The sequence below is a fragment of the Psychrobacter sp. 1Y4 genome (assembly GCF_051847555.1).
Window position 1 is genome coordinate 83852 of sequence record NZ_JBPYDE010000013.1, and the last position, 24276, is coordinate 108127.

General features: G+C 43.8%; 21 protein-coding genes. 10 read left to right on the forward strand and 11 right to left on the reverse strand.

Annotation, left to right across the window (positions count from 1 at the left end; all coding sequences use genetic code 11):
* Positions 1-41: 41 nt before the first annotated feature.
* On the reverse strand, positions 42-1400 hold the full coding sequence (locus tag ACS8FC_RS11525) for a GntP family permease (protein WP_439296901.1): 1359 nt from the start codon (positions 1398-1400) through the stop codon (positions 42-44).
* Positions 1401-1645: 245 nt separating this feature from the next.
* On the opposite strand from ACS8FC_RS11525, the gene cobT reads away from it, so the two are divergent.
* The 3 genes from cobT to ACS8FC_RS11540 all read left to right on the forward strand — a co-directional run bounded on the left by cobT (position 1646) and on the right by ACS8FC_RS11540 (position 4343).
* Complete coding sequence (gene cobT, locus ACS8FC_RS11530; protein ID WP_439296902.1) at positions 1646-2713, forward strand: nicotinate-nucleotide--dimethylbenzimidazole phosphoribosyltransferase; 1068 nt, start codon at positions 1646-1648, stop codon at positions 2711-2713.
* Positions 2713-3597 carry an adenosylcobinamide-GDP ribazoletransferase gene (gene cobS / locus ACS8FC_RS11535; RefSeq protein WP_439260935.1) on the forward strand — a complete coding sequence of 295 codons (885 nt, stop codon included), beginning with the start codon at positions 2713-2715 and terminating at the stop codon, positions 3595-3597. Before cobT ends, cobS begins: the two co-directional genes overlap by 1 nt.
* Before the next feature lie 185 nt (positions 3598-3782).
* A complete protein-coding gene (locus ACS8FC_RS11540; protein ID WP_439296904.1) occupies positions 3783-4343 on the forward strand; it encodes a histidine phosphatase family protein in 561 nt (186 codons plus the stop codon).
* 7 nt (positions 4344-4350) lie between these two features.
* Here ACS8FC_RS11540 and ACS8FC_RS11545 read toward each other — a convergent pair whose 3' ends face one another.
* From ACS8FC_RS11545 to ACS8FC_RS11585, 9 genes are all read right to left on the reverse strand, one after another.
* A complete protein-coding gene (locus tag ACS8FC_RS11545; RefSeq protein ID WP_439296906.1) occupies positions 4351-5142 on the reverse strand; it encodes a sterol desaturase family protein in 792 nt (263 codons plus the stop codon).
* Between the two features lie 34 nt (positions 5143-5176).
* Positions 5177-5806, reverse strand: coding sequence for a CDP-alcohol phosphatidyltransferase family protein (locus ACS8FC_RS11550; protein WP_439260932.1), 630 nt, complete (start codon positions 5804-5806; stop codon positions 5177-5179).
* 64 nt (positions 5807-5870) lie between these two features.
* A complete protein-coding gene (locus ACS8FC_RS11555; protein WP_439296907.1) occupies positions 5871-6515 on the reverse strand; it encodes an ATP-binding cassette domain-containing protein in 645 nt (214 codons plus the stop codon).
* A gap of 51 nt (positions 6516-6566) precedes the next feature.
* Positions 6567-8327: an ABC transporter permease gene (locus ACS8FC_RS11560; RefSeq protein ID WP_439296908.1), complete on the reverse strand. Its 1761-nt coding sequence runs from the start codon at positions 8325-8327 to the stop codon at positions 6567-6569.
* A complete protein-coding gene (locus ACS8FC_RS11565; protein WP_439296909.1) occupies positions 8324-9643 on the reverse strand; it encodes an ABC transporter substrate-binding protein in 1320 nt (439 codons plus the stop codon). Before ACS8FC_RS11565 ends, ACS8FC_RS11560 begins: the two co-directional genes overlap by 4 nt.
* Before the next feature lie 214 nt (positions 9644-9857).
* Positions 9858-11993 (reverse strand): FAD-dependent oxidoreductase, encoded by a 2136-nt coding sequence (locus ACS8FC_RS11570; protein ID WP_439296910.1) that lies wholly within the window; start codon positions 11991-11993, stop codon positions 9858-9860.
* 283 nt (positions 11994-12276) lie between these two features.
* The gene (locus ACS8FC_RS11575) at positions 12277-12717 is read right to left on the reverse strand and encodes a hypothetical protein (protein ID WP_439260927.1); all 441 of its coding nucleotides are present in this window, start codon (positions 12715-12717) and stop codon (positions 12277-12279) included.
* Between the two features lie 489 nt (positions 12718-13206).
* On the reverse strand, positions 13207-14403 hold the full coding sequence (locus ACS8FC_RS11580; RefSeq protein WP_439296911.1) for an amino acid aminotransferase: 1197 nt from the start codon (positions 14401-14403) through the stop codon (positions 13207-13209).
* A 200-nt stretch (positions 14404-14603) separates the two neighbouring features.
* A complete protein-coding gene (locus ACS8FC_RS11585; protein WP_439296912.1) occupies positions 14604-15533 on the reverse strand; it encodes a LysR family transcriptional regulator in 930 nt (309 codons plus the stop codon).
* Between the two features lie 146 nt (positions 15534-15679).
* Between ACS8FC_RS11585 and hppD the strand changes: the two genes are divergently transcribed.
* From hppD to ACS8FC_RS11605, 4 genes are all read left to right on the forward strand, one after another.
* Positions 15680-16786, forward strand: coding sequence for a 4-hydroxyphenylpyruvate dioxygenase (hppD, locus tag ACS8FC_RS11590; RefSeq protein WP_439260924.1), 1107 nt, complete (start codon positions 15680-15682; stop codon positions 16784-16786).
* Positions 16787-16920: 134 nt separating this feature from the next.
* Positions 16921-17754: a phenylalanine 4-monooxygenase gene (gene phhA / locus ACS8FC_RS11595; protein WP_439260923.1), complete on the forward strand. Its 834-nt coding sequence runs from the start codon at positions 16921-16923 to the stop codon at positions 17752-17754.
* Positions 17755-17891: 137 nt separating this feature from the next.
* Positions 17892-18233 (forward strand): 4a-hydroxytetrahydrobiopterin dehydratase, encoded by a 342-nt coding sequence (locus ACS8FC_RS11600; RefSeq protein ID WP_299219637.1) that lies wholly within the window; start codon positions 17892-17894, stop codon positions 18231-18233.
* Positions 18234-18324: 91 nt separating this feature from the next.
* The gene (locus ACS8FC_RS11605) at positions 18325-19728 is read left to right on the forward strand and encodes a Na+/H+ antiporter NhaC family protein (RefSeq protein ID WP_299219640.1); all 1404 of its coding nucleotides are present in this window, start codon (positions 18325-18327) and stop codon (positions 19726-19728) included.
* A gap of 184 nt (positions 19729-19912) precedes the next feature.
* Here the strand turns inward: ACS8FC_RS11605 and ACS8FC_RS11610 are convergent, their stop codons facing one another.
* The gene (locus ACS8FC_RS11610) at positions 19913-20590 is read right to left on the reverse strand and encodes a DUF421 domain-containing protein (protein ID WP_439296913.1); all 678 of its coding nucleotides are present in this window, start codon (positions 20588-20590) and stop codon (positions 19913-19915) included.
* Positions 20591-21077: 487 nt separating this feature from the next.
* On the opposite strand from ACS8FC_RS11610, the gene fahA reads away from it, so the two are divergent.
* The 3 genes from fahA to ACS8FC_RS11625 all read left to right on the forward strand — a co-directional run bounded on the left by fahA (position 21078) and on the right by ACS8FC_RS11625 (position 24212).
* Positions 21078-22370 carry a fumarylacetoacetase gene (gene fahA, locus ACS8FC_RS11615; RefSeq protein ID WP_439296914.1) on the forward strand — a complete coding sequence of 431 codons (1293 nt, stop codon included), beginning with the start codon at positions 21078-21080 and terminating at the stop codon, positions 22368-22370.
* A 164-nt stretch (positions 22371-22534) separates the two neighbouring features.
* A complete protein-coding gene (locus ACS8FC_RS11620) occupies positions 22535-23110 on the forward strand; it encodes a VOC family protein (protein ID WP_439296917.1) in 576 nt (191 codons plus the stop codon).
* Between the two features lie 58 nt (positions 23111-23168).
* Positions 23169-24212 carry a TRAP transporter substrate-binding protein gene (locus ACS8FC_RS11625; RefSeq protein WP_439296915.1) on the forward strand — a complete coding sequence of 348 codons (1044 nt, stop codon included), beginning with the start codon at positions 23169-23171 and terminating at the stop codon, positions 24210-24212.
* Positions 24213-24276: the final 64 nt, after the last annotated feature.

A 24276-nucleotide genomic window follows, 5' to 3' on the forward strand; every position in this document is an offset into this window, starting at 1 on the left:
TTATAAACGCTATTCTCTAGCAATTTATTTAATAAAATTAGTTAAATAAATACCAAAGTTAATAACCAGATAAACAATATGCTGGTAATACCTTGAATACCGGTAGCCATTGAATGAGCTTTATAAGCTTGTGCTACACTCATGCGGCTAAACTGGCTAACAATCCAAAAGAAGCTGTCATTAGCGTGCGAGATGGTCATCGCGCCCGCACCAATTGCCATCACACAAAACACCCGTCCAAGCTCACTGTCGAGACCAATTTGACCCAATAACGGTGCAACCATCGCTGAGGTGGTGACCAATGCGACGGTGGTTGAGCCTTGAGCAGTTTTTAGCGCAGCAGACACAATAAATGGCATAAAAATACCGAGACCTAACGCGGATAAAGTAGTACCTAAATAATCGCCTATTGGAGTGACTTTTAGCATCGCACCAAATGCACCGCCAGCCCCAGTAATCAAAAGGATTGGCGCTGCTACGACTAGACCTTGAGAGATAGCATCGCTAACTTGTTGTGTCTTCTCTTTACCATTTATTAATAAAAATGATAAAAACAGACCGATAAGCAGCGCAGTAAGTGGATTACCAATAAATATGAGTATGTCAGCCAATAAGCCTTCGCCTAAAGGGGCGGTAGGGAAGTTGGCAAAAGAGGATAAGCATATTAAAACGATAGGAACAATAATAGGCAAAAAAGCCTTGGTTGCAGAAGGCATACTATTATAGTCTTCACGAGATTTCATGTTGGCTGGCACAGTGGCTGCTGGTGCGTTTTCGGCATCTATATTGTCTGGTTCGACATTAAGGAAACGGTTTGACCACAACCAGCCCGCCAATACAGCGACGGCTGTGACGACAACACCAACCATAATGACCAAACCTAAATTTGACTCTAAGCCCAAGTTTCCAGCTGCAGCAATGGGTCCTGGGGTCGGCGGCACAAAGGTATGGGTGGCATATAGGCCAGTTGCTAAAGCAATACTCATGGCCACGCTTGATACTTTTAAGCGCTCGGCTAAAGATTCTTTTAACGAGTTTAGAATGATAAATCCTGAATCGCAGAATACAGGAATTGAGACGACGGCGCCGACAATAGACATGGTCAGCGTAGGAAAACGTGGCCCTAAAAAGTTAATAACCGTTTCGGCCATTACAATTGCTGCGCCTGTCTTTTCAAGAATTAAACCGATAATAGTACCAAATACAATCACCAGACCAATGTAACCTAAGATGCCTCCAAAGCCATCAGAGATAGTCTTAGCAACGGTATCAAGGGGCACTTGGTAAAATAGCGCTACCAAAAATGCCGATAGTATCAATACTAAAAAAGGATGCCATTTTAATTTTGCGGTGGCAAAAATAATAAAAAGAATGGTTAATACAAGCCAAAATACAATCATCGTAACCTCTATGGGGCTGTAGTATTTGTTATTTTAAGACGTGTTTCTTAAGAAATGTTCAAGACATCATTCTATAGCAAATGTTATAAGCTAGATAAGAGAGTTTGTTTAATGATTTGTTTAAGGCTAGCGTTTTTAATAATTTAAATGGCTACTTGGTATATTTGTTAGAAAATAAGATAGGTAGCTCAAGAAAATAAGCATAATCTGCTACCATAGTCTCCTGTTTTATTTATAACTTTAGGATGACTGCTTTGACCACCTTTACCGCGCCAACCATTGCCAATATAGAAAATAATGAGCTACGTCAGCAGCTGCAACAGATCATAGACTCAAAAACCAAACCACTTGGCGCACTGGGTCGCTTAGAGACACTGGCACTGCAATTGGGCATGATTCAAGGGACAACAACCCCGCATATTAATCAGCCACAGATTCGAGTGTTTGCTGCTGACCATGGCTTAACCAAGCATGGCACCTCAGCCTATCCAAGTGCCGTCACTGCGCAAATGGTTTATAACTTCTTGCAGGGCGGCGCTGCTATCAATGTCTTGGCGCGTCAGCATAATATCGAGCTAAAAGTCGTCGATGCTGGGGTCGATGCAGACTTTGCCAATTCTCCTTTTAAAGACCATCCGCAACTGCTCGATTATAAGGTCCGCCGTGGTAGCCGAGACGCGCTCACAGAACCCGCCATGACAGAAGAGGAGTGCTTAGCTGCACTAGAAAACGGTATGAAAGTGGTTAAAGGCTTGGCGGGTAATTTGCTCATCGTTGGTGAAATGGGCATTGGCAATACTTCAGCGGCGAGTCTTTTGCTGGCGAGATTGGGTGATGTACCGATCGCTGATTGTATCGGTCGTGGTACCGGTCTCGATGATGGAGGTCTACAACATAAGACGGATATTTTAACGCAAGTATTGGCGCGTCATAATGAAGCACAGTCTCCGTTAGATGCGCTCGCGGCATTAGGCGGGCTTGAGATAGCCATGATGGCAGGTGCGCTGATTCAGGCCGCTAGCGAACGGCGTATTCTATTAATCGATGGCTTTATTGCCAGTAGCGCGTTATTGGCTGCGGAGCGCCTATCACCCGGTGTCGCTCAATACGCCATATTCGCCCATCATTCAGTCGAGCCAGGGCATGCGCATTTATTAAAATTACTTAACGCTGAGCCATTACTCGATATGGGTATGCGCTTGGGCGAGGGTAGCGGGGCAGCGCTTGCTTACCCACTACTGCAGTCCGCTTGCGCCATCATTAATGAGATGGCAAGCTTTAGTGATGCTGGAATTAGTGAGCAAAATAAATAATGTCACAGCCATTAAAGCAGGAATCAAAACAGGCGTTAAATCAGCCAGAGCCGTTACAGCAGTCTTCGCCTAAAAGCGTTGGTCAATTCATAAAGCATGAATGGATATTGTTACTGGTCGCCATGCAGTTTTTAACGCGATTGCCCGTGCCGCCATTCAAAAATTATAATCCGCAGTGGTTACACCAAAGCAGCCGTCATTTTCCCGCCGTTGGTTTGCTGGTTGGGCTACTTTGCGCTGGCGTGTTTTGGCTTGCCAGTGTGCTATTTACGCCCTTAGTTGCTGCGGTGCTAAGTACGGTATGCGGGATTAAGCTCACGGGCGCTTTTCACGAAGACGGTCTTGCCGATAGCTGTGATGGTTTGGGCGGCGGTCTGACACGTGAGCGCACGCTGACTATCATGAAAGACTCGCGCTTGGGTACATATGGCGTGTTAGGTCTGGTCTCTGCGCTATTGCTAAAGATTTCCTTGTTAGCCACCATGCCGTTATCGGTGGCTATCGTCGCGCTGATTATTGGGCATACCGCGTCGCGTTTGCTATGTATTAGCCTGCTTGCTCTGCTACCGTATGGCGGTGAGATAGAACATGCTAAAGCCAAACCTATGGCGCAGCAGTTGACAGCGTTACAAGGATTGTTCAGTAGTGGTTGGTTGCTCGTGGCAGGAGTTTTAGTAATGGTTATATTTCCTAATGCCATACAGCAGATTAGCATCGGTCAGTGGTTATTGGCTTTGGTGTTGGCTTTAGTTGCCACTGATTATATGCGGCGCTTATTACGTAGGCGTCTGGATGGCTATACTGGTGATGGTTTAGGGGCGACACAACAGCTGAGTGAAGTTGCCATTTATGCAGGTTTGGCAGCGACTATACCTTTTTTATAATTCAAAAGAAATCTAAAGTATATAATCAGTCCTAAATAAAATAAGTGCAAGTATCATAACGCGCTACTGGGTAAATTTTCCTTGCTTGCTGTACCTACGCAGACAGATGCTACGAAAAATTTATCCCAGTAGCATTGTGTGCGTTTTATAGCGGATTGGCTACAAAAAAGAAGGCTAATCAATCAATGACTCTTTATATTTGGCGTCATCCTAAACCCATTGCTGCTGAGGGTATCTGTATTGGGCAAACAGATGTAGGAGTAGATAGGCGTAAATTAAAACGCCTTGCCAATCAAATCGAGCGCTTTACCCGTGTTCATCAATTACCTAAAGTGATTTGGGTCAGCCCATTACAACGCTCACTAAAAGTCGGGCAGATACTGGTGCAACGTGGCTTTCAATGTCGAGTCGCGCCTGAGCTTGCTGAGATTGATTTTGGCGAATGGGACGGTCGCCCTTGGGAGCAAATCGCTAAGCGAGAGATTGATGATTGGTGCAATAACTTTGCGCACTTCGCGCCCGATAATGGCGAAAGTTTGCAGCAGCTATTTGACCGTGTTAAAGGGTGGTTGAATAAAGTCTCGACTGAATCCGATCACACCCCAATACTAGCTGTTAGTCATGCGGGCTGGATTAATGCTGCTAAGATGATAGATGCTGGGCAGGAGGTACCGAAGGTAGCGGTTGATTGGCCATCTTCAGTTGCTTATAGGGAGTGTAGTAGTTTGGAGCTTTCAGGAATATAGCTATCGCTCATTTATGTCTAAACGGCATTACCAATAATCCCCATAGCGAGGCGTTTCGTTTGGGTGAGGGATATTCTTTTAACCCAATATCTAGCTCATTATCAGGCTTCTGCGCTTGACCCTTATAACTACCAAAGATCCAATCCCACCAAATGACACTAAAGCCATAGTTTGAATTGGTCTCGCTGCCGCGCTGGCTATGGTGAATACGATGCAAGATTTGGGTCATCAATACGAGGCGTGCAGGTTTTTCAATGGCAGGTGGCAGACGAATATTGGCATGATTAAACATTGCCAAGCCATTTAGCGCAATCTCAAATATCAGCACTGCAATGGCAGGAACGCCCAATAAGCTGACGGCAACGAGCTTCACTAAAATGCTTAAGACAATCTCAATGGGATGAAACCTTAAGCCTGTGCTAGCGTCGATATGCGCATCAGCATGATGGACTTTATGCAAACGCCAAAGAATAGGTACGCGATGAAATAATCGGTGCTGCCAGTAAATAATAATGTCGAGCAATATTAAGCTTAATACGATAACTAGGACGCTTGGCAAATCGATAATATTAAACAGACCAATTCCATGCTGCTGATTATAAAGCGCCACAGCCGTTAGACCGATAGGCACCGCTAGACGAGCAATAACGGATGACGCAAACACCAAGCCAAAGTTAGCAAACCAGCGTTTATGGCTTTTAATGGGTGCGGTGCGTGCAGGCATGCGCCACTCAATCAGCATCATGATGACTAAAATGCTTAAAAAGAACCCAAGTCGCCACCATACTTCATTAGTCATTGCTTACCTCTTGATTGGTACAAACTGCATATTTTTAATGGGCATTTACTTCTAGTTGTTTGAGGGTATGGTAGCCACCATGGATACGGGTAAAAATCGTAATGGCGCAGGCAGTTGCAAAAATGCCAGCGAGTAATATAAAGTGCTGCGGCCAAATGCAAAAGGCAACAAACAGCGCGATGGTTTCGGTGCCTTCCGTCAAGCCGTTTAAATAATAAAAGCTTTTATATTTAAACTGTGGTTTATCCAGTTTAAACTTTTCTGCAGCGATGGCAAATGCTAAAAAGCTGGAGCCTGTACCAATAAAAGCGGCGAGTAATAAAGCGCCTGCAATGGCGTTTTGTTCAGGATTTGCCAAGATAAAGCCTAGCGGAACTGCTGCATAAAATAAAAAGTCGAGCGTAATGTCTAAGTAGCCGCCTGCGCTTGAGCTTTGCTGTGCATGACGAGCTAGCGCGCCATCAAGACCATCAAAAATACGATTCAATACAATCGCTGCAAGTGCGCCATACCACAATTCAAACGCCAGCAGTGGTAAGGCTAACATGCCGATTAAAAAGCCCGCCACCGTGAGTTGATCAGCCGTGATACCGCGTTTGTGCAATACAACGACCACAGGGGCTAGCATCGGCTTAATCATGGGCGTGAGAAATTTGTCTAGCATGCGCTTGCCTTTTATATTTCGCTTCAATGTTTAAGGTTATAATTCTAAGACTACAGGTTTAGAGCTACAGGTCTAAATGAATGACTTTACCCTTTGCGGCCTCAGCATCGCTACGATCGTGCGTGACCATAATGGCGGGGAGTTTATGGGTGCGGATTTGCTCAAATACCAGTTGGCGCGTGTCTACTCGCAGCTGGGTATCGAGCTTGCTAAAAGGCTCATCAAGCAGTATCGCTTTTGGCTCGCTCAATAGTGTTCTAAGTAGCGCCACTCGTGCTTGTTGTCCGCCCGATAAATTATCGGGATGGCGATCTCCCATGCCTGCTAGCCCCACTTGTGCCAGCGCTTGTGCTATTTTTTCACGGCGCTGTTTTTTATTGCCCACTTTATTGCCTTTAGGCATCGCAAAAGCAATATTACCTGCGACCGATAAATGAGAAAACAGTAGAGCATCTTGATACAGTACCCCAATATGCCGTAGATGCGTCGGCAAATGACTTACGTTTTCATCATTTAACCAGACATCACCAGTAGCGGCGAAATTATTCGGTAAGGTACCTGTTAACCAGTTCAATAAGCTCGATTTACCACTGCCAGATGGGCCCATGACGGTCAGTATCTCACCACCAGTAATTTGCTCATTTAGGCTGAGTAATAGCTCGTCTTGTCGATATAACTGTAAGTCTTTTATCTGTAAAGAGGATTGCATCAAGGGCCCTTTTTTGTGTTTTTAACGACTGAGTTTTTAACGTCTGGATTTCTAACGAGTGCCACTTTTAAAGAAATACTTCGGCAATACCCACGCCAATATAAAGCCAATTAACGGCAGTGCCATTTGGATGATGGCATACACCGCACTGGTGCGCCTACTGGCACCATTGGCGAGAGTCACCGCTTCGGTGGTGATGGTGGCGATACGTCCGCCGCCTGCGAGTAGCGTCGGCAGATACTGACCAAAGCTAATGGCCAAACCAAGGGCGATAGCAATCAAAATCGGTGCAAACAGCTGGGGCAATTTGACCTGCAAAAATACTTTAGCAGGAGTTGCACCAAGGCTCGCGGCTACATGAGCAAAACGCGGGTCTAGACGCCTGTAGCTGCTGGCAAGTGATAAAAACACATAAGGCAGCACAAAGAGCAGATGGGTGAACGCCACATTAAAAAATGCCGTTTGATTATTCACCAACTGCTGTAGCCACACCAAACCAAATAAAAAGGCAATGCTGGGCACTAATAGCGGCAAATAGATAATGAAACTGGTAAATCTTGAAAGTGGCTTTTTACTTAATTGCTCGGCTTCTAAACATAATAAAGTCAGCACAATGGCAAATACCGTACTCACGATACCGATCGTAACGGTATTAAATAATGGCGTACCCATTTGCATAAAGGCACTTTGAAAATGTAATAACACAAGCTGCTCTGGCAATACGGCGGGAAAGCGCCAAAAACCAGCCACAGACCACATGACCAGTCCAATGAGCGCCAGCAAAATAAAGCCAATCACTACAGTGGTAAGCGTGGCGGCGATTTTTTGCCAGAGTGCATCGGCATAGTGGCGCTTGCCATTGAGCAACGTGCCATTAAAGCAAGCTTTTATTGCTCTCTCACCACCGAGCCACAAGGCAATTAAGCCACCCGTCAACGCCAGCTGTAATAATGCGCCTGCCGAGGCTTTTATACGTAAGTTTAAATCCACATCGTTAAACCATTGCATGATGGTGACTGCTAGTGTTGGCGGCGTATTTGGACCGAGTATCAATGGCATTTCTACGCTGGCACTGGCATAAGCAAGGACGGCTAAGATAGGCAAACGTAAAAAAGGATAGAGAATTGGGAGGACAGCTTTAAAAAAGGAAGTGATGGGATAATAGCCGAGATTTAGTGCAACTTTATATTGTAGACGCAGCTTTTTACCAAGCTCTGGTTGTGCCAATGCGCCTAGTGCCATTAATAATAGAAACGGCAGCTCTTTCAACGTTAAACCCAAAATGATGCTGATGCCGTAAGGGTCATGTGGAAACATACCGCTTGGCGCCAACTCCCAGCCACTTAGAAGCGGTGAAATGAGGCGTGAAAACATACCAGAAGGCGCAATTAAAAAGCCAACCGCGATGGCTGCCGCTGCATGAGGAATGACCAAGATTGGACTCAGCAAACGCTCAATACGGGTCAACCAAACGCTATTAAAAAATGCCGCCAATACCATTAAAGATATGACAAAAGCGAGTAGCGTACTTATCAATCCAGTAGCGATGCTGAGCGCTACCATTTGGCTAAGACCGGGCGTCTGCCACAGATCGTTAAATCCTTGTAGACTAACGGTCGTTTTTTCAAGTGCGGGCACCCAGCTAAAGGCAGGCAACAGCACGCTGATCAAACCACCGAGTACGGGTAATATTAACAGTAGCAGTAAAAATTTCGGACTCAATGATACAATGCGCGTAAATAGGTCTGTTTTATAAGGATCTATCGTTCTAGTGCTTGCATCAGCCGTTTTATTATTAGAATCTTTACTCATGGGCTGACTCCATAACGCGCCTGCCAGCCTTGCATAATGGCATCAACCCAGCTTGGATGTGGTTCATTCACGGTCCGTTTTATCGCGTCAACCGGTAGGGCGCTCGGATGCGGTTTGCTAGTCTTAAATAGCGCTTGTTGCTCAGAGTCGAGCGTCGATTGGACAAGTACAGTTTTATCACCCCATACAGCAGGCATTTGCTTTTTAGCCTGTGCTTCTGGACTCAGCAAGAAGTTTGCCACCAGCTGCGCGGCTTGCGGATGGCTGGCATTATAGGGAATGGCCACAAAATGCGTGTTACTCAAGCTGCCATCGCTCATCGCATAGCTACGAATGCTCTGGGGTAAGTCATAACGCTGCACCGCCGCTGGCACTTCTGGCGCAGAAAAGCTAAAGGCTAAGCTAAGCTCGGTATCATCAACCAAGCGCCGCATGTGCGCGCCCGTTTGCACAAATTGCTCACCCTTACGCCATAGAGTTGGATGTAAATCATCTAAAAATTTCCATAAAGGGGCTAATACTATGTCTGTATTCTGCTCAGTGGCTGGCAGGTTGAGCTGTGGTTTGGTATTTTCGCCTATTTTAGCATCCTGTTGTTCGTGCAACATGACTAAAGCGTATTTTAAAAAGCTCATGCCTAAAAAGTCAGGCGGCTTTGGATAGCTAAAACGCCCGGGGTTTTGCGCCGTCCAATTGACCAGCTCATTTAAAGTGGTTGGTGGCTTGTCAGTTGATAAGCTGTCGTAATAAAAGGTCAGCGAGGCTTGTCCCCATGGTGCTTCCATACCATTGGTCGGTACACCAAAATCGAAGTTAACGGCAGGATTATTGTCTGGGTCGGTCAACGCAAAATTCGGTAGTTTGTTTGCCCATTGTTTACGTAATAATGAATTCTCACTCATGGTGGCAAAGTTGGCGCCATTTATCCAGATAAGATCCACGCTGCCTCCATCATTATTATTGGCGGACTTTTCCGCAAGTACGCGGCTGACAGCTTCACTCGTGTCGCTTAACTTGACATGAACCAAATTGATATTGTATTTATCATCGACTTGCTTGGCGGCCCACTGTAGATAAGCATTGATTTGCGGGTCACCGCCCCATGCATAAAAGTAAACGTCTTGGTTTTTACCTTGCGTCTCTATCTGCTGCCAATACGAGGATACTTCATTACTTACGGCAGTAGTAGATGAAGCGGTGTTGGCAGAGATGCTTGAAGAAATAACCGCACAAACGCTAAGCGCTACAGCATAGGCGCTATAGCGACTTAGGTTTTTTAGCGTTGGCAAAGCTGGTAAAGATTTAATAACGTACATTTATGTTCTCGTTATAACCCGTATTAAATGTCATTCAATCATAGATTCTGAAGCGTGCCGTTGGTACAAATTTTCTTCGCTTGCTGTGTGACTCCGTCACTCCAGAGGCTTCAAAAAATTTATCCCAGCAGCACTTATTTCTAAAAAAATCAATTGTCTAAAAGACGATGAAATTAATGAGTTGCAACAGCATCGAGTTTCACTGGAAGGCTAATTAACCTCGACGCCATGTATGGTATTTCTCAAGCCAGTTTAATACCGTTTCAGGCGCATGATTGCGTTTCCATTCACCAGCCGCGTATTTATTGCCCTCCGCCCACGTTGGATACATATGAATGGTGCCGAGTATTTTATTCAGTCCTAAACCATGTTTCATCGCCAGTATAAACTCCGGCATGATATCCCCAGCATGCGCAGCGACGATGGTCACGCCGAGTATTTTATCTTTACCTTTAGGGGTAATCACTTTGATGAAGCCATCGTTGACGCTTTCCGTCACTGCGCGATCTAAATCTTTAAAGTCGTAGCGGGTAATCTCAAAGTCGATGCCTTTCTCAACAGCCTCTTGTTCATTTAAGCCAACGCGCGCGACTTCTGGGTCTATAAAGGTCGTCCACGGAATCACGCGATAATCTACTTTAAACTTCTTTAGATGCCCAAATAGGCCGTTGACGGCGGCGTACCATGCCTGATGGGAGGCCACATGAGTAAATTGATAAGGACCGACGACATCACCTGCCGCGTAGATATTGGGATAGAGGGTCTCTAGATAGTCATCCGTCTCAATAGTACGCTCAGTTTCAACACCTAATGCTTCTAGGCCATAGCCTTCTAAGCGCGCACTACGTCCAACGGCACAAAGCAATTCGTCATATTCAATCGCGATTTCTGCCTCATTGTGTTTCACCACAATATATTTTTTGTCGTCACGTATCTCACAGCGTATCGCTTGATGCGAGGTTAAGACATTTACGCCACTCTCGACGAGTACTTTCTCCGCAAATTCAGAGACTTCCACGTCTTCTTTTTTCATAAGACGCGCGCCTCTTTCGATTTGGGTCACATTGGAGCCTAAGCGTGCAAAGGCTTGCGCCAGCTCAGAACCGATAGGCCCGCCGCCAAGTACGACCAGTTTTTTCGGCGCTTCTTCTAATTCGGTAAATTTATTCCATATGGTGTCACTGGTCACATAGCCGGTTTCTTCCAAACCCGGCAAGTCTGGGACAAATGGGCGTGCGCCAGTCGCAATAACGATGGAACGTGCGGTTAGTGTTTGCGTGCCGCCATCGTTTAGTGCAATCTCTACCGTCCATGGATCGATGAATTTGGCATAACCTTTTAACACTTCGACACCCAAGTCGGTATAGCGCTCGACGCTGTCGTTTGGCGCGATGTCAGCGATGACTTTATGGATACGGCTCATGACATTTTTGAATGAGAACTCTGGTGGCGTATTGTCTAAACCATAGCGCTCAGCATGGCGCATTTGTTCGGCGACTTTCGCGCTTTTAATCAGGGCTTTACTCGGTACACAGCCATAGTTTAAGCAGTCGCCACCCATCTCACCCGCTTCGATTAATGTCACTTTTGCTCGGACGGTCGCCGCGATATAGCTGGTGACTAGCCCGCCAGCACCAGCGCCAATTACGATCATATTACGGTCGAATTTTTTAGGTTTGCTATAGTTTTTATAGACGCGGCGTTTTTTTAGCATATTTAATATCCCTTTTGCTATTAATGGGAAGAAGCCTAATAACGCAAATGAGACAATTAAATTAAATGATAAAATCCCTGACAAACTGTCAATTTGCGCCAGTTGCGTACCGGCATTAACGAATACAAAGGTGCCCGCAAGCATACCAACTTGGCTTACCCAGTAGAATGTCCTCGCTTTAATTGCGGTGACGCCCATGAGTAAATTAATCAAAAAGAACGGAAATATCGGTACTAAGCGTAAGGTAAATAAGTAAAACCCGCCTTCTTTTTCAACGCCAGCATCAATAGCTGCTAAGCGCTCAGGAAAGCGCTGCTTAATCGTATCACGCAGTAAATAACGTGAGGTTAAAAACGCTAGTGTCGCACCAATACTGGAGGCAAATGAGGCCACCAATAAGCCTTGCCATAAGCCAAATAATGCCCCAGCCGCTAAGGTTAAAATAGCTGCACCAGGTAAGGATAAGGCGGTGACGACGACATAAAGTAAAAAGAAACCGCCAATAATCAACAGCGGTGATTGCGCTTTATAGTCGTTAAATTGCGCCATCGACCCTTTTAAGCCGTCAAGCGTCAATAATTGATTTAGGTCAAAGTAGAAAAAGCTTGCCGCTAATATCAATATTAACAGTATCAAAAATATTCTTTTAATCATGAAATGTCCGGCTAAATAGTGGGGCAAAGGTTAAAGATACAATGGTTTTTTCGGTTAAGCATCTGCATCGTCTTAAGAGTAGCAGCCATTACATTGAATGGTTTGAACGGCCTATTGGTTTATTAACCACAAAACAGCCAACTTATCATTCTTAACAGTATATAGCCTGTGTTCTGCTAACTAGTATTTATATTACCATTATCAAAATGAGGACATGCTTTAGTCTAATAATAGGCACGATCTAATAAACTCTACTGAATAAGCTCTATTTAGTAGGTACTTTATGAGTTTGCGTTAAAAAGGTTTTTTTGCCTAACGTTAATGTGTCCCAATCTCGCATTAAAAATAACGCGACACAGGCAGCTAACATTGGCCACGCGGCAAAAAACAGTAGATTATCAAAAGGTTTGAGGTATAAGCCAAAGGTTGAGAAAGTCGAGATAGCATGGAGCAATAAGACGGCGCCATAAGTCCAAGTTTTAAATAAACCGACAGCAAATGTCAAAATAAGAACCAATTGAGCGATACCTATAGCGAGGAATATCGTCTCACTCATGGCCTCAAGACCATAAAATTTTGAGAAAACACCTGCAGCGTGTTCGGGATGAATAAGCTTGTCGAGCGTCCAAACTAAAAAAACAATGAAAATACCAAGTCGAAGCAATAATAATGAAAGTGGCAAATATTTTGGCATAACTTTTTGCATAAGTTTTCGCTTTTGAGAAATTTTGAAAGTGGGTTCAAACAATTAATGAATAAAATGAGTACTGATACTTTTCATCATCATAGAATAGACATAAGTAAAATATTTATCATATTGAGTGATTGCTCAAAAATGAATACAATATTGCTGCTAAACACTATAAAGAAACTTATTGTAGTTGTTCTTGAATGATTGTTCAAGTTTGTATTGTCTGGTACCTTACGGTTATAAGAATTCGTTACACTCTTTTACTACATTAGCAATGCTAGCTTAAAGGTGATTATTTTATATACACTCAACGTTATATATGATTAGCCTTTTGAGCTGCACAAATCGTAATGGGAAATATTTTTCCTAATTAATTTCAGCAAAACGCGATTTTAAATAGAAACGGGTAAAAGAGATAGACAAATAAAAAAGGCTGAGCCAATGCTCAACCTTTTTTTAAATCAGATATCTATAACACGATATCTAAAATACTGTGTTAGATAATTAACCTTTCAAAACTTCGACCATCGCATTGGCGACATAGTCGACGTTATCCACATTTAGACCAGCGACGCACATACGCGAATTGGAAACCATGTAAATACCAAACTTGGTTTTCATTTGCTCCACTTGCTCAGGCGTCAATCCTGTAAAGCTAAACATGCCGTTTTGATTAGTCAGGTAATCAAAGTTACGATCAGAAATTTTGGCCTCTAGTACCGACTTTAGCTTCATACGCATGGCTTTAATACGGTCACGCATGCCATAAACCTCACCGATCCATTGCTCGTGCAAGGCTTCGTCATTCATGATGATATCGACGACGCGTCCGCCATGTGATGGTGGGCTTGAGTAGATACGGCGTACTGTAGAAGTCAGCTGACCAAAGACACGCTCGGCTTCATCAGTAGTTGGGCAAACGACTGATAAGCCGCCGACACGCTCACCGTATAACGACAGGTTTTTGGAGAATGAGTTGCTGACAAACAGCGGTAGACCCATATCGACTGCCTTACGAATAGCATAAGCATCGCTGTCCATATCTTCGCCAAAACCTTGATAAGCGATATCCATGAATGGAATCAGCTCGCGCTCTTGAATGACGTTTAGCACTTGATCCCACTGCTCTTTGGTCAAATCCACGCCCGTTGGGTTGTGGCAGCAAGGATGAAGTAAAAGAACATCGTCTTTGTTTAACGTCTCAAAGAACGCAATCATCTCATCGAATTTGATGCCGCCAGTGGCTTTATCGTAGTAGGGGTATTTGCCAACTTCAACATCACTGCCCTCAAAGATAGCAATATGGTTGCCCCATGTTGGGTCGCTCACATAGCATTTAGATTGCGGGAACCATTCATGAATAAATTCAGCACCTACTTTTAATGCGCCAGAGCCGCCAATAGTAGCGATGGTAGCGACAAGACTGTCTTTTAATACTTGCGCATCTTTACCGAATAACAGTTCCTGACAACCTTTACGGTGACCTGGTAGCCCTGCCATTGGTAAATAAGGACGCGGAGAGACAGGGTCTGCAATGCGCTGTTCGGCAGTTTTTACACATTCAAGTACTGGCATTTTACCGTCTTCGTCGTAGTACACACCCACGCCCAAGTTTACTTTATCGGGATTGCTGTCTTTTGCAAACTTGTCCATCAGCCCCAAGATTGGATCACCCGCGTAGTAGTCGATACGTTCAAACATTTTTTTTCCTTACAAGAATAAAATAAAGCACAAGAATAGACACGAAGCCGCCAAAAAGCATAAACCAGATTGACAATTAACTCAACGATAGATTCAACCATATTGATTAATTAACTGATTAGATGAGCTATTTGATAATCTAAATATATTTTTAGCCAATTAAATGGCTAACAACCATTTAAAAATAGCGTCTACTTACGCTAGCTTCCTTTATAATCGTTAAAATGGCTTGCAAAATAAGTCTGCAAAAACTCTTTAAAAGCAATACTGGCAGGCGATAGCGCTCGCGATGAACGCTGATATATAAAGAACCTACGCACTTTAACAGGCTGTGCGAGTGGGCGCATTTGTAGGCCATTGGCACTTACCCAATCAATGACTTCTGGCATATAAGGCAAGCATAAAGTAATACCAAAGCCCTGACGCGTCATCTCAAGTGCAGTCGACATAAAGTTGACTTTATAGCGTGCTTGCTGAATATGAGAAGCAATGGTCTCATCCAGCTCGGCGGTCACTTGTTCAATAAAAGGCCCTTGTAAGGTAATAAGCGGAATATCTATCAAATCCTGCCAGATCACCTCGCTTTGCTTAGCCAGCGGATGATTATCTGGCATCACCACGCAAAATGGCAACTCATATAACAAATCGGCTCTGATGTCGTCTTCACTTTCCATGAAACCAAGCTCCGTACCAACGCCCAAATCGACTTCAATATCTTGAATATGTTGCAAAACGTTTTCTGCAGAGCAATCTATTAAAGACACGCTGATATCAGGATATTCTTTAGCAAACTGAGCGATAACCGCAGGCATAGAAGAAGCAGCAAATTGTGACACCGCTAGCCGGACTTGACCTTGCGCAAGACTCATCAGACTGCTCGCTTCGTTTTCAAACAATTGCATCTCATTAAGGACCCGCCGAGCTTGCGGCAGTAAATGTCTGCCTACGACCGACAAAGATAGCTGACGCGTGGTGCGATCAAACAACACGATGCCAAGACTGGTCTCCAACTCTTTGATCAATCCGCTCACAGCTGATTGGGTCAAATACATCTGATCACTAGCACGGGTAAAGCTGCCACTATCAGCGACTTTGATAAAAGCGGTCAATTGGCGAATACTGATATTCATAAGTAAACCTGATAAATAAATTAAAAAAAACAATTAGTCTTATAAATAAAGCTACTCTAAGATGGACACATCGTCAATACATTGCATTGATATATACAACTTTTATATGGATTTCATACCACCGATTAACGTTAAGGATGATTACAATGGCAGATTTATTTGAAAACCCAGTAGGCTTGCAAGGGTTTGATTTTGTCGAATTCGCCTCACCACAACCTGAAGCAGTAGAAGCGCTTTTTGAGCAGCTTGGTTTTACCCATGTCGCCAATCACCGATCTAAAGATGTCTCTTTATACCGTCAAGGTGACATCAATCTTATATTAAACCGTGAGCCAAGAAGCCAAGCCAGTTACTTTGTAGAAGAGCATGGGGCAGGAGCTTGTAGCATGGGTTTTCGCGTGAAAGACTCCAAAAAAGCTTACGAGCTGGCAATTAAAAATGGTGCCCAGCCAGTAGAGGTACCGACAGGGGTGATGGAGTTAAGACTTCCTGCTATCAAAGGTATCGGCGGCTCACTGATTTATCTGATTGATCGTTTTAAAGATGGTGAGTCTATCTATGACGTCGATTTTGAGTTCTTCCCAGATGTAGATAAGTATCCGGTTGGTCATGGCTTCAAGGTTATTGATCACCTGACCCATAACGTTTACCGTGGGCGCATGGCTTATTGGGCAAACTTTTATGAGCGCATCTTTAACTTCCGTGAAATCCGCTATTTCGATATTAAAGGCGAATATACTGGCCTGACCAGTAAAGCCATGACGGCGCCTGATGGCAAAATCCGCATTCCGTTAAACGAAGAATCAAAGCAGGGCGGCGGACAAATCGAAGAGTATCTAATGAGCTTCAATGGTGAGGGTATTCAGCATATTGCTTTAGCCAGTGATGACTTATTTGCCAGTATCGATAAACTAAAAACGGCGGGTATACCGCTTATGACCGCGCCAACGGCCGCCTATTATGAAATGCTGAGCGAGCGCTTACCGAACCATGGTGAAGACGTCTCTGAATTACAAACGCGCGGCATCTTACTCGATGGTACTACCGAGGGCGGCACACCGCGTCTGCTATTACAGATTTTCTCTGAAACTATCTTAGGTAGCCCAGTATTCTTTGAATTTATCCAACGTAAAGGCGACTATGATGAGGGCTTTGGTGAAGGTAACTTTAAAGCACTATTTGAATCGATAGAGCGCGATCAAGTGCGCCGCGGCGCTATCGGTCAGTCTGAGACAGAAACCGAAACAGAGTAAACTTATCCACCAAACAAACATGGCAAGGCAAAAGGCGATTTGTCTTGCCATCGTTCACGCTGTAGTATCGAACATATAGCGTTATTAAAGTACTGACACAAATAAAACGGATATACGGAAAAAGGAGCATCGGCATGGAACGCCAAAACAAACAACCCTATCTCTCGCATCAACCTGATGCCAATGGTCACATTCACTACAGTGATGATGAGCATGCCATGTGGCAAGCGCTGCTCGAGCGTCAAGCCAAACATACACCCAACCGCGCTTGCTCAGAATATCTAGAGGGACTTAAAAAGCTCAATCTACCGTCAGATCGTATCCCGCAATTGCACGATATCGATGAAGTGCTACAAGCGACGACAGGTTGGCAAACAGCCGCGGTGCCTGCTTTGATTAGCTTTGGTAAGTTCTTTAAACTTTTGGCCAATAAATCCTTCCCTGTTGCGACCTTTATCCGCCGCTTTGATGACATGGATTACATCGAAGAGCCGGATATCTTTCATGAGATTGTCGGACACTGTCCGCTACTGACTCATCCTGCTTTTGCTACCTTCAATGAAACTTATGGCAAGCTTGGTCTTAATGCCAGTAAAGAAGAAAGGCTATTTTTGGCACGTCTTTATTGGTTTACCATTGAGTTTGGTTTGGTCGGGCAAACGCAGGATACCCGCCGAATTTATGGCGGCGGTATTTTGAGCTCACCATCTGAAACCATTTATGCGCTCAGCAACGAGACTCAAAACCAGTCAAACCCTCAATCCCATCATCAACCTGAGCACCGAGCCTTCGATTTGCTAGATGTGTTACGTACCCCTTATCGTATTGACCACATTCAGCCTATCTACTATGTTATTGATGATTTAGATACGCTATTTGATATCGTGAATAGCGATATCATGGGAGTGGTCAAGCAGGCGATGTCACTTGGCATGTTTGAGCCAACATATCAGGTTGAAACCAGTTGATCATTTAATAATCGATTACTTAATCAACGAACGACTTTACCAAAAGTACTGCAACATAGATTGTTTAAGTAAACAATCATGTCAACATAGACGTGCATTTAATAAAAACTTAATAGTTAAAATAAAAGGAATTTACTATGACAACATTATCTCAAGCCAGCTGCGAAGCCTGCCGTATCGGTGCCCCAACAGTCGAGGAAGGTGAAGCACGCGAGCTGCTGCAACAAATACCTGATTGGTCACTCATTGAAGACAATGGTATCAATCAGCTACAGCGTCAATATAAATTCAAAAACTTTGTCACCGCTATGGCGTTTGCCAATCAGCTTGCAGATATTGCAGAAGCTGAAGGTCATCATCCTGGCATATTGGTAGAGTGGGGCAAAGCGACGGTTACATGGTGGTCACACAGTATTAAAGGTCTGCATCGCAATGATTTTATCATGGCAGCCAAGACAGATAGTCTATATGGTCAATAATGAGTATAGTAATAATCAAAGCGACTTAGTAAACTTACCACATTAAAATCCAACCCCAAACCAATTTTAATTGGTCATTTAAGGATGTGTGATGCCGCCACAAATACTTACTCAGTTTTCACCTAGACTCGCATTTACTATCGCCATCACTGTCATCGCTATTATGGGTATCACCATGATCGGCTTTGGCTGGGTACCTCATTTGTCGTTGATACTTGCTATCTGTGTGCTATTGGCTATTGGACTATTCAAAGGTCTAAGCTTTGATGACATGCAAGGACAAATGGCCTCGGGCGTAATGCGCGGTATCGGTGCTATTTATCTGTTTTTCTTTATTGGTTTGATGGTTGCTGCACTTATGATGTCTGGCGCCATACCGACACTGATGTATTTTGGCTTTGAGCTGATATCACCAGAGTTTTATTACATCTCAGCCTTTGTACTTACCTCGATCATCGGCATTGCACTGGGCAGCAGTTTGACCACTGCGGCAACCTTGGGCGTGGCGTTTATTGGAATGAGTAATGCGTTCGATGCCAATGTCGCTATCGCTGCTGGCGCTGTGGTATCAGGGGCGTTTTTCGGTGATAAAATGTCGCCATTATCTGATACCTGTACCATCGCTTCATCAGTTGTGGGTATTGATTTATTCGAGCACATTCGCAATATGATGTACACCACGGTACCTGCTTGGATACTGACGGTCATACTGTTCTGGTTCTTCTCAGGACAAACTGTCAGTGGTGATTTGAGTCAAGTGACAGTTTTGCAAGGACAGCTGATCGAAAGTGGTTTGGTACATGGTTATGCAGTATTACCGTTTGTGGTACTTGTAGGGTTGGCCTTGTTTCGGGTTAATGCCATCTATACCATTATTTGTACCATTGTTGCGGCATTGATTGTTACCTATTTGCACAGTTCACCGAGCCTTGGACAACTAGGAGGATACTTCTTTGCAGGCTATGCGCCCGCTGAGACATTGGAGCTTGGAGAAGTTGGCGGTATGCTCTCACGTGGCGGCGTACAAAGCATGTTCTTTACTCAGATGATTGTGATATTGGCACTGAGCCTTGGTGGCTTGCTAAGCGCTTTAGGTATCCTGCCAGCGCTGCTATCAGGTATCAAAGACACTTTGACCAGCTCGGGGCGCGCAATATTTGCCGCGGCCATGTCAGCACTCAGTATCAACGTGTTAATCGGTGAGCAGTATTTAAGTATCTTACTCTCAGGTACTGCGTTTCGTCCGATATTTGAGCGCTTAAACTTACATCCAAAGAACTTATCTCGTACCATCGAGGATGCAGGTACAGTCATCAATCCACTCGTACCTTGGAGTGTGTGCGGGGTATTTATCAGTCAAGCATTAGGCGTGCCAGTACTGGATTATCTACCTTATGCGTTTTTCTGTTATTTATCGCTACTGTTGACATTGTTATTTGGTTTTACGGGGCTTACCATTAGTCGTAAGGATGGCACCAAAGTATCCGCTCGATAGTTAGGTTTTAGTGACGATTGTATATTTTGCTAATGCTTATTTAAACCAATAAAGCCGTCCCAAATTTTTGGTGACGGCTTTATTGGTTTTGTGTCAATCAAAGGCCAATTTTGAGCTATCTAACAGTTTTGCTATCTGACCATCTTACTGTCTAACATAACAATGCCACTATCTAACAATACCACTATCTAACAATGCCACTATCTAAGGCTTTCGCCCAACTTTTACATTCACAGCGCACGCACCGCTGATCTGGTTTAATAATATAATCGACATAACCACAATGCATGCAAGCATAGCAATGCTTTGGGTCTATCTCGTCAGTTGCTTGGTACTGCTTAGGAAAAAGTGGCAAACCATACTGTGTTTCATCGGGCGCAAATAGCAATAAACTAAATGAGCCATCAGTTTCTAATAAGCCGACACGTACCTGGCCTAAGTGTTCAACCCCTTGTTGGCGCATTTCAGCAAAAAATTCGTCATGTGACATTTTGCCTCTTTTAATTTTATCCAGTACTAACGTGCCATCTTCGACGATATAAAGCGACTTTCCTTCCAAAAGATCCTCAAAAGGCTGATATTTCATCATCATCCAAGTGCAGAGTCGATACATGATAATCACAATACTCATGATGAGCAGTGCTTGAATGATGGGTAAGTCCTCGGTAAACATCGGATCACCAGCGATAGAACCTAGTGACAAAATAATCGTCAGCTCAAAAATAGACAGCTGCCGGACACCGCGTTTACCAGTAAAACGTAAAAATATAATAATCATGCTAAACATTACTACTACGCGTATCACGATTTCGGCGGCAAATGCCCAAGTAGTGTCATGAATAAAGATGCTTGCCAGATCCATGTATGTTTATCCTTTTTTAGTGATCAATTATTATTATTAATCATGCCATCGTTATTACTACTGCCTTCAATTAAAGTCATGCTTTGCTGCCATGGTTTCACGTCATAAATAGAGCCTATGACAAACCGCTACAGCGTGTTTGAATGCCTGCCGCATTATAAATCAATATCTTTATACCTTATAACGTAAAGCAATATAAAAGCTAAAAATAAGGATTAAAAAATAGGGACTAAAAACATAGATATTAAAAACATAGCTACTAAAAAAACAAAACGTTCGAACATAGATGAGTTTTTTTTAACTTACTCAAAAGCCTAGGAATCGCTTGCAATATTGATGAATTTAAATTACCTTATACGTAAGTAGTTAATCTATACGTAATTTTATATTTGTGATTTATCTATAATTATTTGATAAGATTTGTCTTTTATCACAGTGATTTTTACAAAAATAGTTTTTAAACCAATTAGCTAGCAAGGAGCCACCTATGTCAACGAGTGACAAAAACCTTTCCTCATTTCTCGATATCGCAAGCGATTCTGATTTTTCTATCCACAATTTACCTTATGGCATCTTTAGTGACACTGCCGATGGTAAGCGCCGTGCTGGTGTCGCCATTGGTGAGCACGTTTTAGACTTAGCGGTACTTGAAGCCGAAGGCTTACTTAAATTAGAAGGCGGTAGCTATTTTGATCAGCCGACATTGAACGCCTTTATTGATTCTGGTCGGGATAATTGGACTAGCGCGCGTAGTACCATTCAGACCTTGCTATCTGCCGATACGGACACGCTACGCGACAACCAAGACTTGCAAGGCAAGGCGTTATTTAAGCAAGCTGATGTCACGATGCATCTGCCTGTTCATGTGCCTGGTTACACTGATTTTTATTCGTCCAAAGAGCATGCTACTAACGTTGGTACGCTGTTCCGTGATCCTGCTAATGCGCTATTGCCTAACTGGACAGAGATGCCAGTCGGCTACAACGGACGCGCCAGTACGGTCTTCGTGACAGGTGCTACAGATATCATTCGTCCATCAGGTCAGCTCAAACCCAATCCAGACGAGCGTCCTATTTTCGCGCCATGTAAGCGCCTTGATTTTGAGCTTGAGACCGCCTTTATCGTGGGACAACCCAACAAAATCGGTGAGCCTATCTCTATCAAAAACGCGTGGGATCATATCTTTGGTATGGTTCTGTTTAATGATTGGTCAGCCCGTGATATTCAAAAATGGGAGTATGTGCCATTAGGTCCTTTTAATGCCAAAACCTTTGCTTCAGAGATATCTCCTTGGATTGTCACTTTAGATGCGCTAGAACCTTTTAAAACGTCAATTCCAAACCAAGATCCCAAGCCATTGGCTTATCTACAAGAAACAAAATCTGATAACAGCTTTGACATTAATTTGTCAGTAGAGTTGCTTCCAGAAAATGCGGAGAGCGCTACCGTCATCTCTGAAACCAATTTTAAATACATGTATTGGTCGATGGCGCAGCAATTGACGCATCACACCATTACTGGCTGTAAAGTTGAGGTCGGCGATATGATGGGCTCAGGTACTATCTCAGGACCAACGCCAGATTCGTACGGCTCAATGCTTGAGATTGCTTGGAACGCGACCAAACCTGTTGAGCTCAAAGGCGGGAGCACACGTACCTTTATCGAAGATGGCGATACGGTCATTATGAAAGGCTATAGTGAAAAGGATGGTATTCGAGTCGGCTTTGGTGAAGTGCGCGGAAAGGTGCTACCAGCTTTAAACTTTGATTTTGACGCATAAAATTTACACAGTATAAGCGCAAAACAGTCAATAGCTGTTATTAATATGAATGTTAGCAATAGTGTCATCGTTAATATAAACAGCTACTTGGCTTAGGTTGTATGCCAAAAACACTAGTGAAAGCATTCTTCTTAGGTTTTGCGCCTTATCAAAAGGATATTGATATGAGTTTTAAAATAGAAAAAATTCACCACGTAGCCTATCGCTGCAAAGATGCTAAAGAAACCGTAGAGTGGTACAAAAAACACTTAAACATGGACTTCATTTTAGCGTTCGCTGAAGACCATGTGCCTTCTACCAAAGCCTTTGATCCCTACATGCATATCTTTTTAGATGCTGGTAACGGCAATGTATTGGCATTTTTTGAAGTGCCCAATCAGCCTGAGATGGGGTTTGACCCTAATACCCCAAGTTGGGTGCAGCACTTAGCACTTAAAGTTAAAGACCGTGACGAGCTTATGGCTGCCAAAGAGCAGTTAGAGTCTGCTGGCATCGATATTGTTGGTGTGACCGATCACGGTATTTTTCACTCTATTTATTTCTTTGATCCCAATGGCCATCGCTTAGAGCTGACCTATGATGACTCTGCCTCAGAAGCAAAAATCTCGATGATTACTGAAGAGATGAAGCAAGAAATGCTTGATGAATGGTCACGTACTAAACGTGCACCAGCTCATACGCAGTTTTTACATGCAGCAGAGCTTGAAGAAGCCAAACAGCAAGTACCTGTAGGTGAGTAGCAACTGCTGATTTTAAAGATTTCACTAGTAAAAATGAACATCAAGAAAGGACTCTACGATGAGAACAAAACTATCTACTGGCATAACGCTTGCGGCCGTACTTGCAATCTCCGGTTGCTCTGATAAAAGCGCCACCACCTCAGGCACAGACGATGTGACAACGCTCCGGTTTTCACATTTTATGACTGCCAATGACAATATCAATACCGAAGGCTTTGAGCCATGGGCCAAAAAGATTGAAGAAGAGTCAAATGGTCGCTTAAAGATTGAAATTTATCCTTCCGCCACTCTAAGTAAGCCAGGTGCCACCTACGATGCTGCTGCTAAAGGCACCGTAGATATTGGCATGCAGGTGCAAGGTTATACTGCTGGTCGTTTTCCTTTGACGCAAGTCGTAGAGCTACCTGGTATCTCAAACACGGCACAAGAGCAGACCTGTATCTTGTATGAATTGTATAATAACGGTGCCATCTCGGATGAGTATGAAGATACCCATCTATTGTCGCTCATGGGCTCGGGGCAGGGCGCACTACATACTGCTGACAAACCGATTCGGACGCCAGAAGACATGAAAGGTATGCGTATCCGTCAGCCATCAGTAGTCGCAAGTCACGTCATTGAAACCATTGGTGCAGCTCCTGTTGGGATGCCTGCTAGTGATACTTATACTTCGCTACAGCGCGGTGTCATCGATGGCTTAGCCTTTACTTGGCAGCCTATTCAAGCATTCCGTCTCGATGAGTTACTCAGTCATCATACCAACATTCCTTTTTATAACTCTACCTTTGTCGTGACTATGAATAAGGACAAATATAACAGTCTGCCTGACGACCTTAAAAAGGTTATTGATGATAATTCAGGAATAGTCATGTCAGAGCGTATCGCCAAGATATTTGATGAAAGTAATGAAGCTGCGATGGCTGCTGCTCGCGCCAAAGGCGATACGATGATTGATATTCCAGATCCGCTCAATGATCCTGAGTGGAGAGGTCCATTACTAGAAGGTACTCAAAGATATCTTGATGAACTAGAAGCACTTGGTCTAGACGGTGAAGGTGTTTATGAGCAAGTAAAAGCTGCGAGCGTTGGCTGTAAAGTCTAACCTATTAAAGGCAATCTCCCATGGCATTTTTAGTCAACCTCAGCACTCTCATCTCAAGGCTGTG